Origin of the sequence: Priestia sp. TRN 1309 (assembly GCF_050846875.1) — a bacterium.
GTDB lineage: Bacteria > Bacillota > Bacilli > Bacillales > Bacillaceae_H > Priestia > Priestia zanthoxyli.
Map to the genome: position 1 here is coordinate 1 of NZ_JBOZGM010000005.1, position 15,705 is coordinate 15,705.

Consider the following 15,705-nt stretch of genomic DNA (forward strand, 5'->3'; position numbering starts at 1 on the left):
CTTGCATGTATTAGGCACGCCGCCAGCGTTCATCCTGAGCCAGGATCAAACTCTCCGAAGAAATGTTTGACTTGCTCGTTTAAAAAAATAAAAATTAACGTTGACGTTTACTATTTCGTTCAGTTTTCAAAGAACTCTTGTCTTAAAGCGACTCCTATATAATAACACTTTATAAGAATCATTGTCAACACTTTTATATAACTTTTTTTAAAACTACTAAAAAACTTATATGTGTTTTGCTGACTTTTTATATATTACCAAAATAAAAAGCCTATGGCAAGGTTTTTTTACATAAAAAAAAGCCCCTGCTTTTTCAGGGGCTTTTTTTATTCTTCCGTTTCTTCAGCTTCAATTATTACATCTGTCTCTTCATGTTCATCTAATTCATCTAATACTTCGTCTTCATCTTCTGAAGTTTGTACTTTTGCAACCGTTGAAACAAACTCTTCGTCTCCTAAACGGATGACTTTGACACCTTGTGTGTTACGGCCCATTTGTGAAATATCTGAAACAGAAACACGGATAAGAACGCCGCTTACTGTGATAAGCATAATATCTTCTTCTTGAGATACGCATTTCAGTGCGACAACATCACCATTTTTATCAGTGATATTACATGTTCTTAAACCTTTACCGCCTCTTGTTTGTACACGATATTCCTCAATCGGCGTACGTTTTCCGTAACCATTTTTCGTAATGATCAAGATATCTGATTGTTCTTCGAGAATCTCCATACCGATTACTTCATCTTCTGAATCGAGAGTGATCCCTTTAACTCCAGTAGCTGTACGTCCCATTGAACGAACATCATTTTCATTAAAACGAATTAACATACCCTTCTTCGTTCCAATAACCATATCGCGCTTACCATCTGTCAATTTAACAGAAATCAATTCATCTTCTTCTCTTAAATTCAAGGCGATAAGTCCGCTATTTCGAATGTTCTCAAAAGAAGATAAAGGTGTACGCTTAGAAATTCCTTGTTTTGTAGTAAAGAATAGATACCAATCGTCTACAAATTCATCGACGCGAATGATGGCATTTACCCATTCACCTTTGTCTACTTCTAATAAGTTAATAATAGGTATCCCTTTAGCCGTTCTTCCATACTCTGGAATTTCGTATCCTTTCGTACGGTAAACTTTTCCCTTATTTGTAAAGAAGAGAATCGTATCATGAGTAGACGTTGTTAGAAGATGTTCAACGAAATCATCTTCGTTTGTATTCATTCCTTGAATACCTCTTCCGCCTCTTCGCTGACTCTTATACGTAGAAACAGGCAAACGTTTAATATAGCCGTTGTGCGTTAAGCTAATAACAATATCTTGGCGAGGAATCAGATCCTCGTCTTCGATAATTTCAGCTCCTCCGCTTACGATTTCTGTTCGACGGCCGTCATTGAATCTTTCTTTTACTTCTATTAGTTCTTCTCTAATAATTTCTAATACTTTTTCTTCATCTGCTAAAATAGCTTTTAATTCAGCAATTAGCGCTAATAAAGATTGATATTCCGCTTCAATCTTCTCTCGCTCTAATCCTGTTAAACGCTGCAGGCGCATATCCAAAATAGCTTGCGCTTGTTTTTCAGATAACGAAAACTGCGTCATTAATCCTTCACGTGCAATATCTGTTGTTTGAGAACCTCTAATTAAAGCAATAACAGCATCTAAATTATCAAGAGCAATCTTTAAACCTTCTAAAATATGCGCACGTGCTTCGGCTTTTCGAAGTTCAAATTCAGTACGACGACGAATCACCACTACCTGATGGTCTAAATAGTACTGTAGACATTGCTTTAAGTTCAATACTTTTGGCTGTCCATCTACTAATGCAAGAGTATTAATACCAAAACTTGTTTGAAGAGATGTCTGCTTATATAAGTTATTTAATAAAACATTTGCATTTGCATCACGTCTTACTTCAATAACAATACGCATACCCGAACGGTCAGACTCATCTCGTAAGTCCGTAATTCCATCAATCTTCTTATCACGAGCTAGCTCGGCAATTTTTTCAATTAGCTTTGCTTTATTTACTTGGTATGGAAGTTCATGAACAATAATAGTTTGTTTACCATTGTTTTGTTCTTCAATTTCTACTTTTGCGCGAACAATAATAGAACCTTTCCCAGTTTCATAAGCTTTACGAATCCCGCTGCGGCCAAGAATTTGTCCTGCAGTTGGGAAATCCGGTCCTGGAATAATCTCCATTAACTCTGCAATTGTGATATCAGGGTCTTGACTTACAGCTAAAACGCCGTCAATGACTTCCCCTAACTGATGCGGAGGAATATTTGTCGCCATACCTACCGCAATTCCGGCTGAACCGTTTACAAGTAAATTTGGAAATCTAGCAGGTAATACAATTGGTTCACGTTCAGAACCGTCATAGTTATCTTGATAATCAATTGTATCTTTATTGATGTCACGTAACAGTTCCATCGAAACTTTTGACATTCTTGCTTCTGTATAACGCATAGCTGCTGCTGCATCTCCATCAACAGATCCAAAGTTTCCATGACCGTCAATTAGCATATAACGATAGCTAAAATCTTGTGCCATACGAACCATTGTTTCATATACAGCTGAGTCACCGTGTGGGTGATACTTACCAATTACTTCTCCTACGATACGAGCTGATTTTTTATATGGCTTATCCGATCCCATACCTAAATCATTCATTGCATATAAAATACGACGGTGCACGGGCTTAAGTCCGTCTCTTACATCTGGTAAAGCACGCGATACAATTACGCTCATTGCATAATCTAAAAAGGATGCGCGCATTTCTTGACTAATATTTACTTCTCTTATTTGAGAGTTTGGTTTATCTGACATCGATAAGAACCTCCTTCGCGAAGTTCAGTATAGTAATTCATATATATGTAAACGCAGGATAGAACCTATCTCTATCCTGACGTTTATATACCCTTTATAAAAAATATAAAGGGTATTACCGTTCATTTAAATATCGAGATTTTTTACGTACTGAGCATTTTCTTCAATGAAATTACGGCGCGGTTCTACTTTGTCGCCCATTAAAATTTCAAATGTCTCATCAGCTTCAATTGCGTCTTGCAAGTTCACCTGAAGAAGGGTACGGAATTCTGGATCCATTGTTGTTTCCCATAATTGTTCAGGATTCATCTCTCCTAGACCTTTGTAACGCTGAAGGTTTGGTTTTGCGCCTTCAGGGAAAGAAGCTAATACCTCTTCTAATTGACGATCGTTGTACGCGTACTCTACTTTTTTACCTTGTGAAACTTTGTAAAGCGGCGGCTGGGCAATGTACACATATCCGTGCTCAATAATCTGTCTCATATAGCGATAGAAGAACGTTAGAAGAAGCGTACGAATATGCGCACCATCTACGTCTGCATCTGTCATAATCACAATTTTATGGTAGCGGGCTTTCGAAATATCAAAATCGTCACCAATACCCGTTCCTAGAGCGGTAATGATTGTACGAATTTCGTTATTAGATAAAATTTTATCTAAACGCGCTTTCTCTACGTTGATAATTTTACCGCGCAAAGGCAAAATAGCTTGGAAATGGCGGCTTCTTCCCTGCTTAGCTGAACCTCCGGCAGAGTCACCCTCTACTACATAGAGTTCGCTAATAGAAGGATCTTTTGATGAACAATCTGCTAATTTACCCGGTAAGTTTGAAATTTCAAGCGCGCTTTTACGTCTTGTAAGCTCACGAGCTTTTTTAGCTGCCATTCTTGCTCTTGCAGCCATTAAACCTTTTTCAATTACCTTTTTCGCCACAATAGGGTTCTCTAGCAAGTAAGTTTCTAAGTGTTCTGCAAACACAGAGTCAGTAATTGTTCTTGCTTCACTATTTCCCAGCTTTGTTTTTGTTTGTCCTTCAAACTGCGGATCTGGGTGCTTAATAGAGATAATAGCTGTAATTCCTTCACGAACATCTTCACCCGTTAAATTGGCGTCACTATCTTTAAATACGCTGTTTTTACGTGCATAGTCGTTAATTACACGCGTTAACGCTGTTTTAAATCCTGCTTCGTGCGTTCCACCTTCATATGTGTGAATGTTGTTTGCGAAAGAATATAAATTACTTGTGTAGCTATCGTTATATTGAATAGCAATTTCTACAGAAATGTTGTCTCGATTACCTTCAATATAGATCGGCTCTTCGTGAATCACTTCTTTCGAACGGTTTAAGTGTTCAACGTAAGACTTAATTCCGCCTTCGTAATGGTATTCACGTCTTTTATCTTCTTCACGTTTGTCTTCAATCGTAATTTTAATGCCGCGGTTTAAGAAAGCTAACTCACGCAGACGATTAGCTAACGTATCAAAATCGTATTCAAGCGTTTCTGTAAAAATTTCACCGTCTGGATGGAATTGAATAACAGTACCTGTTTTATCTGTTTCTCCAACTACTTTTAAGTCAGCAGCCGGTACACCTCGTTCATATTTTTGATAATGAACTTTACCGTCACGATGTACGTGTACTTCCAAAGAGGTAGAAAGTGCGTTAACAACTGAGGCACCTACACCGTGTAATCCACCAGATACTTTATAGCCGCCGCCGCCAAATTTACCTCCGGCATGAAGAACCGTTAAGATAACTTCAACGGCAGGTCTGCCCATTTTTTCTTGAATACCAACTGGAATTCCACGACCGTTATCTTTGACTGTAATACTATTATCCTTTTCGATAATAACATTAATTTCATCGCAATAGCCGGCCAGCGCTTCATCAATACTATTATCTACAATTTCCCATACAAGATGATGTAAACCCTTTGCGCTCGTTGATCCAATATACATCCCCGGACGTTTACGAACAGCTTCTAATCCTTCTAATACTTGTATCTGATCAGCTTCATATGCTTGTACTTCTTTTTGTTCCATCGTCAAATGTATCACCTACACTTTTTTTTAACAGCAAACTGCTGTATTTATCATTTTGTATTATGTTTTTCGAATATTATGTGGAAATAATACGGAGCCTTTAATGTATTTGCCATTTGTTTACTTATGCACAAAATTTTCATAATCGAGGGTACGAGTTGAAATATATAGACTTAAAACTATAATGATATCATATTTCAGTTAGATTGCCTTGTGAAAAGTTTTTAGACAGATCAATTGCTATTTGACCTTTTGAATTTGGCCAGCTTCTACATGATATGTAGCGGCTTTTTCTAAGGTCTCGTGATGAATTCCTTCAATGCTCGTTGTCGTTACAAACGTCTGAACTTTTCCTTGGATGGTATTTAGCAAGTGTGATTGACGAAAATCATCTAATTCAGACAATACGTCATCTAAAAGCAAAATTGGATATTCACCTACTTCTTGATGAATTAACTCAATTTCAGCAAGCTTTAACGATAAAGCAGTCGTCCGCTGTTGCCCTTGTGAACCAAATGTTTGAACGTCTTTTTCATTAACGTAGAAAAGAAGATCATCACGGTGTGGTCCTGCTAAGGTGACACCTCTATCAATTTCTCTACTTTTTATTTTATCAAACTTTTGATGATATGCTTCTAACATTTTCGACAAATCTGCATCTTCTGATACATCAATTGAATTCTTATACTCAATTTTTAATGTTTCTAAGTCTCGACTGATCCCTTTATGAATAGGCTCTGCCCACTGTTGGAGTAACTGTAAAAACTCAAAACGTTTTTTTAAGATTTTCGCTGCCATTTCACTTAACTGTAACGTAAGTACGTCTAAAAGTGAAAGATCCGTTTGTTTTTTTGTCTGCAGCTGCTTCAAATATTGATTTCTTTGCTGCAAAATCTTTTGATACCTGCTTAAATCATGCATGTAAACAGGCGAAACTTGACCAATTTCCATATCGATAAATTTGCGCCTTACTTGCGGACTCCCTTTAACTAGGTTCAAATCCTCCGGAGCAAACATGACAGTGTTAATTGACCCTATATATTGACTGAGTTTTTTCTGCTCAATGTGATTATATTTTGCTTTTTTCCCTTTTGTTGAGATGACTAAATCCAGTGTAACGGGCCCTCTATGCTTTTCTACAATGCCCGATAGCTTTGCATACTCACAGTCCCATTTAATTAATTCTTTATCGTTGGACGTACGATGAGATTTAGCCATAGATAATACGAAGATCGATTCCATCACGTTTGTTTTACCCTGTGCGTTTTCACCCAAAATGACGTTTACTTTATTTTCAAAGGGAATCGTTGTCTTCGTATAGTTTCGGTAATTTGTTAAAGTAATTTCTTTAATATACAAACGTTTCACCAACTTTAAGTAATAACAACAAATGATCCTGCAGCCGGTATATCCACTTCGTCATTTGCATATAATTTACGTCCGCGGCGCTCTTCTAGCTCCCCGTTCACATATACTTCGTGCTCACTTAAAAACCATTTTACCATTCCACCTGTTTGAATGACGTCTGCTAGTTTTAAAAACTGGCCAAGCGTAATGTATTCAGTTGAAATTTTAACCTCTGTTTTCATGCGACTCTCTCACTTTCTAATGATGTATCTCTATTTTACTAAATAATTCTTCTTGAGAAAAGAAAGCTACTAGTACGGCATGCTAGTAGCTTTCTGAGATTTAATATGTTCGCACTGGTAAAATCAGCTGCAGCATTGAATCATCCTCTAATGTTCGAATGACAAATGGACGCATCGCACCAGTGAAGTTAATTTTGATATCTGTTCCTTCGAGCGCTTTTAATGCGTCTAACATATATTTTGCGCTAAAAGAAATTTTTAATTCTTCTCCTGAGATAGACTGGCTTTGTACCTCTTCAATTACTTTTCCGATTTCAGGAGAGTTAGAAGAAATTTCAACAATTCCTTCATCTAGCGTAGATAGTTTTACTACGTTGTTTCTTCCTTCACGAGCTAATAAAGAAGCACGGTCAATCGATTGTAAAAATTCTTTTACGTTCAATATAACATCCGTTTTACTATCGGCTGGGATCAATCTTGAAGTGTCAGGATAATTTCCGTCCAGTAATCTTGAGAAAAATAGTAAGTGTTTTGTTTTGAATAATACTTGATTTTCCGTGATAACGATGTCTACTAATTCATGAGAATCATCAAGGATCTTACTGAATTCACTTAAACTTTTACCTGGAATAACCACATTATACGTTGCTTCATTTCCAGTTTCAATGGTCGCTTTTCGCAAAGCTAGACGATGACTGTCAGTGGCAATACACGTTAATTCTTTGCCGTCGACTTTCCAGTTTACACCTGTCAAGATAGGTCGTGTTTCTGAGGTGGACACTGCAAAGACAGTTTGTCGAATCATGTTTTTTAATAAGTCTGTCGGTAATCTAAACATGTTGTTTTCTTCGATCTGTGGCAAATGAGGATACTCTTCTGCATCTAAACCATTTAAGTTAAATTCAGCTTTTCCTGAACGAATGATTGTTAAAAAGTGACTTTGGACGTCCAATTCTACGATGTCTTTAGGAAGCTTTTTGACGATTTCACTAAAGAAACGAGCTGGGAGAACAACGCTTCCTGGTTTTTGGATATCAACAATCTCTTTTCCTTCTTCCTCGTTTGGAATAAACGATTCAATAGAGATATCGGAATCACTTCCGGTTAAAGTAACACCTTCTTCAGTCGCTACAATTTTAATCCCTGTTAAAATTGGAATTGTTGTTCTAGAAGATACAGCTTTCATAACGTCTTGAACGCTTTGAACTAGGTAGTCTTTCTGTATGATAAATTTCATAATAATTAATCCTCCTTAAAAGTAGGTTTAAAAGCTTATTATTTATTATATTTTAAGATAGTAGTAGTAATAGGGGCTGTGGAAATGTGGATAACCCCTAAAAACGTGAGAACACAGCCTATCCACATGTGGACAGACTGTGTACAATCCTAACTCACTTATACACAAAATACAAGTAAAAAAAGCCTATATTTTTAGTGATTCACTTATTTCTTTAATTTGTTTTTGTAGGTCAGTATCTGTTTGAACAAGTTTTGAGATTTTTTCATGAGCATGGATGACCGTAGTATGGTCTCGCCCGCCAAACTCTTCTCCAATTTTAGGAAGCGAAAAATCCGTTAGTTCGCGAGAAAGGTACATGGCAATTTGTCGAGGAAACGCTACTGACTTTGTACGTTTCTTCGCTTTGAAATCATCTAATTTTATATTAAATTCTTGTCCAACAATCTGTTGGATATCTTGAATCGTAATAACCCTAGGTTTTGAACTAGGAATGATATCTTTTAATGCTTCTGCTGCTAAATCAGCGTTTATATCTTTATTAATTAGTGAAGAATAAGCTACTACGCGAATAAGTGCTCCTTCTAATTCTCTGATATTTGAATCAATCTGATTGGCGATATAAAGCATAACTTCATTTGGAATAACTAAGCCGTCCGCTTTTGCTTTTTTACGCAAAATAGCAATTCGTGTTTCCAAATCTGGTGGTGTGATGTCTGTAATAAGGCCCCATTCAAAGCGAGAACGAAGTCGATCTTCAAGTGTAGGAATTTCTTTCGGCGGTCGATCACTTGAGATGACAATCTGCTTGCTTTCTTCATGAAGCGTATTAAACGTATGGAAAAATTCCTCTTGTGTCTGCTCTTTACCCGCTAAGAATTGAATATCATCAATCAGTAAAACATCTACATTGCGGTATTTGTTGCGGAATTCTACTGCTTTATTGTCACGAATAGAGTTAATAAACTCATTTGTGAATTTTTCAGATGATAAGTACACGACTTTAGCGGCAGGATTATGATCTAACACATAGTGGCCTATTGCGTGCATTAAGTGTGTTTTACCTAATCCTACTCCCCCGTAAATAAAAAGCGGATTATACGCTTTAGCCGGCGCCTCTGCTACTGCTAAAGAAGCTGCATGGGCAAAACGATTCCCAGATCCGATAACAAATGTATCAAAGGTATACTTCGAATTTAGCATACTTTGAGGGAATTCTGCTCCTTCGTCTTTATTGACTTTCTTTTTAGGAGTTTGAATATCGAATTCTTCCTCGGCCTGGTTAGGAGGAATAATAAATTTCACATCTAACTCTTCCCCCGTAAGGTCGTAAAGTGTTTCAGCAATTAAATTAGAATACCTAGATTCTAACCAGTCCCGTGCAAAATCATTAGGCGCAGTAATAATGAGCGTGTCTCCTTGCAAAGCATGAGCTTTTGTCGATTTGAGCCAGGTTTCAAAACTAGGTTTGCTTAATTTTTTTTCAATTTGATCTAAAGCTCTGTTCCATAAATCATGAATGTTTTCCAACGAGTAACCCCTCCTTTTTCTAGTTTTCATGCGCTTTGTACAACCCTTGTACAACCTGTACAAAACCTTATGCATAAAAAATTTATATTTATACAATTGCTATTATGTGGGTAAATATATATTATAGAAGAAAGCCGACTATTCGACAGATTCCACATGGTGTGGATAACTTTATACAGTGATAGTGGAAATGATGTCCACAAGTTGTCCACAGTTTGTGGATAAAAACCAACTGTGGAAAAGTAATTAAGAGTGAAAACAAAAATATAATATCAAAGAATTCGGCATGATGCAATGAATTTTCGAAACTTATCCACAATCACTACACCTTGTGGAGAAAAGTTTTCCACAACACAAGATAGTGTGCATGAGTTGTCGATAAGAAATGGAAAAGTAGAAAAATGTCGAAAAAACTTATCCACAAAGGTTTAAGAGAAGAATTTGAATAAAAAAGAGGCTTTTTATAACATTTATTGTTGTAGTTTTGTTCAGTAACGATGCGATCGCAGCTGGTAGAGAAAGAAAAAGAGATGAAAAGGAAAAATTTTTTCTTTAATAAATCAATGAATTTTATTGATTAGGTATAGACAATTGGGTTATAAAGATATTAGAATGAAGAAGATTGAGTAAAACAGATAATGAAACCAAGAGATTGAAAATTTTATTTTTTAAATAACATTGACATCTTCTTAGTCTTTTCATTATAATTGCAAGGACTGTCTTTTTCAGTTATTCCTCGAGGAGGTGTTTATAGATGAAAAGAACTTACCAACCAAACAAACGTAAGCACAGTAAAGTACACGGTTTCCGCGCTCGTATGAGCTCAGCGAATGGACGTAAAGTTTTAGCTCGTCGTCGTCGTAAAGGAAGAAAAGTATTATCAGCATAATAGACCACTGACGCCAGTGGTCTTTTTTCGCTTTCTAAGGCTAAAATCACCTCTGTTCCTGTAGGGACTACATAAAAGCATGACCTGAAAAAGGGCAGGAGTTGTTAAAAATGAAAAAAAGATATCGTATAAAAAAGAATGATGAATTTCAAACCGTTTTTAAAAAGGGCAAGTCCGTAGCGAATCGCCAATTTGTCTTGTATGTTCTAGACAAACCGGATCAAGAACATTTCCGCGTAGGATTCTCCGTGGGCAAAAAGATTGGAAATGCCGTGACTCGTAATCGAGTTAAGCGCCTTGCTAAACAAATTATGTTTGAATTCACACCGTATTTAAAGCAAGACAAAGATTATATTGTAATTGCAAGGCAGCCTGCTGCAACAATGAGCTATGAAGAAATTAAAAGCAGTTTGCAGCATGTCTTTAAGCGTGGCAAATTACTTACACATAGACAAAACGATTAATAAACAATAGAAGAAAAGCCTTTAATAGCTGTTGTTTTTCTACCGCATCCTTATATAATGGATTTTGACGCACTTTCAGAATTGAAAGGTGAACATGTAGAAGGAGGAAAAACAGGTGAAGAAGAAGTTGTTTTTAGGGATAACGCTTATCTTTCTATTAACTGTTTTAGCGGGTTGTACGGAAATGAACCAACCTATTACAGATGATAGTAAAGGTTTTTGGAATGAGTATGTTGTGTATCCGCTGTCATTAGTCATTACGTATCTGGCGGAGGTATTTAAAAGCTATGGAGTTGCGATCATCGTTGTCACGATCCTGATTCGCTTACTTATTCTACCGCTTATGATCAAACAGATGAGAAACACGAAAGCAATGCAGATGCTTCAGCCCGAAATGCAGAAGTTAAAGGAGAAGTACAGTTCAAAAGATGCCCAGACGCAGCAGCAATTGCAGAAAGAAACGATGGCATTATTCCAAACTTACGGAGTAAATCCTTTAGCTGGGTGCTTCCCAATTCTAATTCAAATGCCCATTCTTATTGGGATTTTCCACGCGATTACACGAACTTCGGAAATCGCAAACAACAGCTTTTTATGGTTTGATTTAGGTGCGCGTGATCCGCTATTTATCTTACCAATTGTCGCAGGAATCACAACGTTTATTCAGCAAAAGATGATGATGGCCGGAAATGCAAATCAAAATCCTCAAATGGCTATGATGCTTTGGATTATGCCGATCATGATTGTGGTTTTTGCAATCAATTTTCCAGCCGCCTTATCTCTTTATTGGGTAGTGGGAAATCTATTTATGATTATTCAAACCTACTTCATTAAAGGGCCAGACTTAAAACAAGCGAATATTGAAGGGGTTAAAAAATGAACGAAATCACAATTACGGCCCAGACGATTGAAGCTGCTGTTCAAGAAGCATTAAATGCTTTAGAAGTAGAGCGAAATCAAACAAATGTAGAAATAATTGAACCAGGTAAAAAAGGATTTTTAGGAATCTTTAAGGGAAAACCCGCAGTTGTAAAAGTTACAAAAATAGTTGACCCTGTAGAGGAAGCGGTTCATTTTATTACAAATGTTAGCCGTGAAATGGGGATTTCGATTCATACGAACGTCAAAAAAACCTCCAGAAACTGCATAATTGAGATTAGTAGCGATTCAGCGGGAATGTTGATTGGAAAACATGGACAAACCCTCAATGCGCTCCAGCTTCTCACACAATTGGTAGCTAATCGATACAGTCAGCAATTTTTAAATGTTGTCTTAAATCCAGAAGGCTACCGGGAAAAACGAAAAGAAATGGTCGAAAAACTGGCATTAAAAATAGCTAATCAGGCGATTAAAACGAATCGATCTGTTCAACTAGAACCAATGCCTTCCCATGAAAGAAAAATGATTCACCAAGCGTTAGCTAAAAATTCTTTAGTTGAGACACAATCCGTTGGCAAAGAACCCAAAAGAAGTATTTTGGTTCAGCCAGTTGCCAAAAAGCACTAGCAAAATAAGCTAGTGCTTTTTTATATGCTTATTTTATCGATCCAGCGTTCAAAAAAATCAAGATGCATACGTTGTTATTCACATGTGGATAAGTTAAAATAGTACATACTGCCTGTTTTTCTTGCTGTGCATAACAGAAGAACGTTAGAGATGTTCCAAATCGGTGAATTGTGGTATTCTATTTATTTGGTTCATACAAATCACGGGCCTTAAAATAGATGTTTTTGTTCGTAGAAAATTGTTAACGATGATAGTATATAACATCGTTTAAAATAAAAGGTTTATAAAATGAAATGAGGTGAAGTTGGTGCTAGATTTTGATACAATTGCGGCCATTTCTACACCAATGGGAGAAGGAGCTATTGCCATCGTCCGCCTGAGTGGTGAAGAAGCAATTACGATTGCAGATCGTATCTTTAAAAGCGTTTCGAATAAACGATTAACAGACGTAGCTTCTCATACTATTCACTACGGTCATATCGTAGATCCCAAGACGGAGCAAGTCGTTGAAGAAGTGATGCTTTCCATTATGAAAGGTCCCAAGACATTTACTAGAGAAGACATTATTGAAATTAACTGTCACGGAGGAATTGTATCCGTTAATCGTGTGCTGCAGTTAGTTATTGCAAATGGTGCCCGTTTAGCCGAGCCAGGTGAGTTTACAAAACGAGCATTTTTAAATGGTCGAGTAGACTTATCACAAGCAGAAGCTGTAATGGATTTAATTCGTGCCAAAACAGATAAAGCGATGAATATGGCAATTGGCCAAATGGAAGGGCGTTTGTCCAAGCTAGTACGTCATTTACGCCAGGAAATTCTCGAAACACTTGCCCATGTAGAAGTGAACATTGACTATCCAGAATATGACGATGTAGAGGAAATGACTCACCAAGTGTTGATCGAAAAAGCTTCAAATGTACGCCAAGAAATTGATAAGCTTCTTCAAACCTCTCATCAAGGGAAAATTTTAAGAGAAGGATTAGCTACGGTTATTATTGGACGTCCTAATGTAGGGAAATCTTCTCTTCTAAATAGTTTAGTGCAAGATGCAAAGGCTATTGTCACAGACATTCCTGGAACGACGCGAGATGTGATCGAAGAGTACGTTAATGTGCGAGGAGTTCCTCTACGATTAGTTGATACAGCTGGAATTCGTGAAACAGAAGATATTGTAGAACGAATTGGTGTGGAACGCTCCCGTCAGTATTTGAAAGAAGCGGATTTAATTTTGCTTGTGTTGAATTTCAATGAAGAATTAACGGACGAAGATAAAAAGCTATTTGAAGCTGTAGAAGGCATGGACGTTATTGTCATTGTGAATAAAACAGATCTTGAGCAAAAAATTAATCTAGAGGAAGTGCAGCAATTTGCTGGTGATCATCCAGTAGTGACGACTTCGCTTCTTCAAGAACAAGGAGTGGATCAGCTTGAAGAAGCAATCGCAGCTCTTTTCTTTGAAGGAACAATTGAATCTCAAGATTTAACATATTTATCTAATACGAGACATATTGCGCTTTTAACGCAAGCAAGAGGAGCTATCGATGAGGCCATCACAGGTATTGAAAGTGGTGTTCCAATCGATATTGTCCAAATTGATTTAACAAGAACGTGGGAACTATTAGGTGAAATTATTGGTGATGCTGTTCACGAAAGCTTAATTGATCAGTTGTTCTCTCAATTCTGTTTAGGAAAATAGATTATTAAAGGAGGCTACTATTATGCAATATGAAGGTGGACAATATGATGTTATTGTCATTGGAGCAGGTCATGCAGGATGTGAAGCGGCGCTTGCTTCTGCGCGTATGGGTGCTAAAACGTTAACGTTGACCATCAACTTAGACATGGTGGCGTTTATGCCCTGCAATCCTTCTGTAGGTGGTCCTGCAAAAGGTATTGTCGTACGTGAAATTGATGCTCTTGGCGGAGAAATGGGTAGAAATATCGATAAAACTCATATTCAAATGAGAATGTTAAACACAGGAAAAGGTCCGGCTGTTCGAGCACTTAGAGCTCAAGCAGATAAATTTGCTTATCAGCATGAAATGAAAAAAACGTTAGAAAATGAAGAAAACCTAACCCTTATGCAAGGCATGGTAGAACAGTTAATCGTAGAAGACGGTGTATGTACAGGTGTTGTCACTCAAACGGGAGCTGTGTATAAAGCTAAAACAGTTGTTATTACGACAGGAACATTCTTACGCGGGGAAATTATTTTAGGTGAACTAAAATACTCAAGCGGTCCTAACAATCAACAACCGGCTATTAAGCTTTCTGAACACTTAGAGGAGTTAGGACTGGACATGGTCCGTTTTAAAACAGGAACTCCACCTCGTGTTAATAGCTCAACTATCGATTACAGCAAAACGGAGATTCAGCCTGGGGATGATGTGCCTCGTGCTTTCTCATATGAAACAACACAGTACATTACAGATCAATTGCCTTGCTGGTTAACATATACAAGTGAACAAACGCATCAAATTATTGATGACAACCTCCACTTATCCCCTATGTATTCTGGGATGATCAAAGGTACTGGACCACGCTACTGTCCATCTATTGAAGATAAGGTTGTGCGCTTTAATGATAAACCGCGTCACCAAATTTTCTTAGAGCCAGAAGGACGAAATACGCAAGAAGTATATGTTCAAGGACTATCAACAAGCCTTCCTGAGCACGTACAGCGTCAAATGCTTGCAACAATTCCTGGCCTTGAAAAAGTCCAAATGATGCGTGCGGGCTATGCTATTGAATATGATGCAATTGTTCCGACTCAGTTATGGCCAACGCTGGAAACGAAGAAAATTAAAAATCTTTATACGGCTGGACAAATTAACGGAACGTCTGGTTATGAAGAAGCTGCAGGCCAAGGTCTTCTTGCCGGAATTAACGCGGGAAGAAGAGCGCTGGAACAAGAAGAAGTCATCTTAGGACGTTCTGATGCTTACATCGGTGTATTGGTGGATGATTTAGTAACAAAAGGAACAAATGAACCGTATCGTCTGCTAACATCGCGTGCAGAATATCGTTTATTGCTTCGTCACGACAACGCTGATTTACGCCTCACTGAAATTGGTCGTGAACTAGGATTAATCAGCGATGAGCGCTATGCTAAATTTGAACAAAAGAAAGCGGAAATCGAGCAAGAGAAGAAACGTCTTTTCTCTTTTATTATTAAGCCGAATGAAGCTGTTCAACAACTGATTAAAGAAGCTGGCGGCAGCGAATTAAAAGATGGCATTCGTGCGACAGATTTACTTCGCCGCCCTGAAATGACGTATACTCATATTCATCAATTAGCACCAGCGGATGAGACGGTAGATCCTGAAGTAGCTGAACAAGTAGAAATTCAGGTGAAATACGAAGGATATATTCAGAAATCACTTCAACAAGTTGAACGCTTGAAGAAGTTAGAAAACAAAAAGATTCCTGATTATATCGATTATGATGCAATTAACGGTTTAGCTACAGAAGCCCGTCAAAAATTAAACCAAGTGCGTCCACTAACGGTAGCGCAAGCTTCACGTATTTCTGGAGTCAACCCAGCTGATATTTCAATCTTGCTTGTTTATATTGAACAAGGGCGCATCGCTAAAGTATCAAATGATTAAAA

General features: G+C 37.5%; 12 protein-coding genes and 1 rRNA gene. 6 read left to right on the forward strand and 7 right to left on the reverse strand.

The features are described 5' to 3' along the window. The 7 genes from ACRPLQ_RS19560 to dnaA all read right to left on the reverse strand — a co-directional run. Window positions 1-61: ribosomal RNA gene (locus ACRPLQ_RS19560) — 16S ribosomal RNA — on the reverse strand; the annotation flags it as partial. 265 nt (window positions 62-326) lie between these two features. Then, window positions 327-2,837, reverse strand: coding sequence for a DNA gyrase subunit A (gene gyrA, locus ACRPLQ_RS19565; protein ID WP_033580879.1), 2,511 nt, complete (start codon window positions 2,835-2,837; stop codon window positions 327-329). A 126-nt stretch (window positions 2,838-2,963) separates the two neighbouring features. Continuing rightward, window positions 2,964-4,880: a DNA topoisomerase (ATP-hydrolyzing) subunit B gene (gene gyrB / locus ACRPLQ_RS19570; RefSeq protein ID WP_028411910.1), complete on the reverse strand. Its 1,917-nt coding sequence runs from the start codon at window positions 4,878-4,880 to the stop codon at window positions 2,964-2,966. Between the two features lie 240 nt (window positions 4,881-5,120). Beyond that, window positions 5,121-6,239 (reverse strand): DNA replication/repair protein RecF, encoded by a 1,119-nt coding sequence (recF, locus tag ACRPLQ_RS19575; protein WP_013054823.1) that lies wholly within the window; start codon window positions 6,237-6,239, stop codon window positions 5,121-5,123. Between the two features lie 14 nt (window positions 6,240-6,253). Then, the gene (yaaA, locus tag ACRPLQ_RS19580; RefSeq protein ID WP_013054822.1) at window positions 6,254-6,469 is read right to left on the reverse strand and encodes a S4 domain-containing protein YaaA; all 216 of its coding nucleotides are present in this window, start codon (window positions 6,467-6,469) and stop codon (window positions 6,254-6,256) included. 100 nt (window positions 6,470-6,569) lie between these two features. Next, window positions 6,570-7,706: a DNA polymerase III subunit beta gene (gene dnaN, locus ACRPLQ_RS19585; protein ID WP_013054821.1), complete on the reverse strand. Its 1,137-nt coding sequence runs from the start codon at window positions 7,704-7,706 to the stop codon at window positions 6,570-6,572. Between the two features lie 186 nt (window positions 7,707-7,892). Further along, entirely contained in the window at window positions 7,893-9,236 is a 1,344-nt protein-coding gene (gene dnaA, locus ACRPLQ_RS19590; protein WP_028411911.1) for a chromosomal replication initiator protein DnaA, read from the reverse strand. A gap of 754 nt (window positions 9,237-9,990) precedes the next feature. Between dnaA and rpmH the strand changes: the two genes are divergently transcribed. The 6 genes from rpmH to mnmG all read left to right on the forward strand — a co-directional run bounded on the left by rpmH (window position 9,991) and on the right by mnmG (window position 15,703). Further along, complete coding sequence (gene rpmH / locus ACRPLQ_RS19595) at window positions 9,991-10,125, forward strand: 50S ribosomal protein L34 (protein WP_013059930.1); 135 nt, start codon at window positions 9,991-9,993, stop codon at window positions 10,123-10,125. A gap of 110 nt (window positions 10,126-10,235) precedes the next feature. Continuing rightward, the gene (gene rnpA / locus ACRPLQ_RS19600) at window positions 10,236-10,589 is read left to right on the forward strand and encodes a ribonuclease P protein component (protein ID WP_013059929.1); all 354 of its coding nucleotides are present in this window, start codon (window positions 10,236-10,238) and stop codon (window positions 10,587-10,589) included. Between the two features lie 115 nt (window positions 10,590-10,704). Continuing rightward, the gene (gene spoIIIJ / locus ACRPLQ_RS19605; protein WP_028411912.1) at window positions 10,705-11,469 is read left to right on the forward strand and encodes a YidC family membrane integrase SpoIIIJ; all 765 of its coding nucleotides are present in this window, start codon (window positions 10,705-10,707) and stop codon (window positions 11,467-11,469) included. Beyond that, a complete protein-coding gene (gene jag / locus ACRPLQ_RS19610; protein WP_028411913.1) occupies window positions 11,466-12,095 on the forward strand; it encodes an RNA-binding cell elongation regulator Jag/EloR in 630 nt (209 codons plus the stop codon). Before spoIIIJ ends, jag begins: the two co-directional genes overlap by 4 nt. 307 nt (window positions 12,096-12,402) lie before the next feature. Then, complete coding sequence (gene mnmE, locus ACRPLQ_RS19615; RefSeq protein ID WP_028411914.1) at window positions 12,403-13,791, forward strand: tRNA uridine-5-carboxymethylaminomethyl(34) synthesis GTPase MnmE; 1,389 nt, start codon at window positions 12,403-12,405, stop codon at window positions 13,789-13,791. 22 nt (window positions 13,792-13,813) lie between these two features. Further along, the gene (gene mnmG / locus ACRPLQ_RS19620) at window positions 13,814-15,703 is read left to right on the forward strand and encodes a tRNA uridine-5-carboxymethylaminomethyl(34) synthesis enzyme MnmG (RefSeq protein WP_013059925.1); all 1,890 of its coding nucleotides are present in this window, start codon (window positions 13,814-13,816) and stop codon (window positions 15,701-15,703) included. Window positions 15,704-15,705 lie beyond the last annotated feature (2 nt).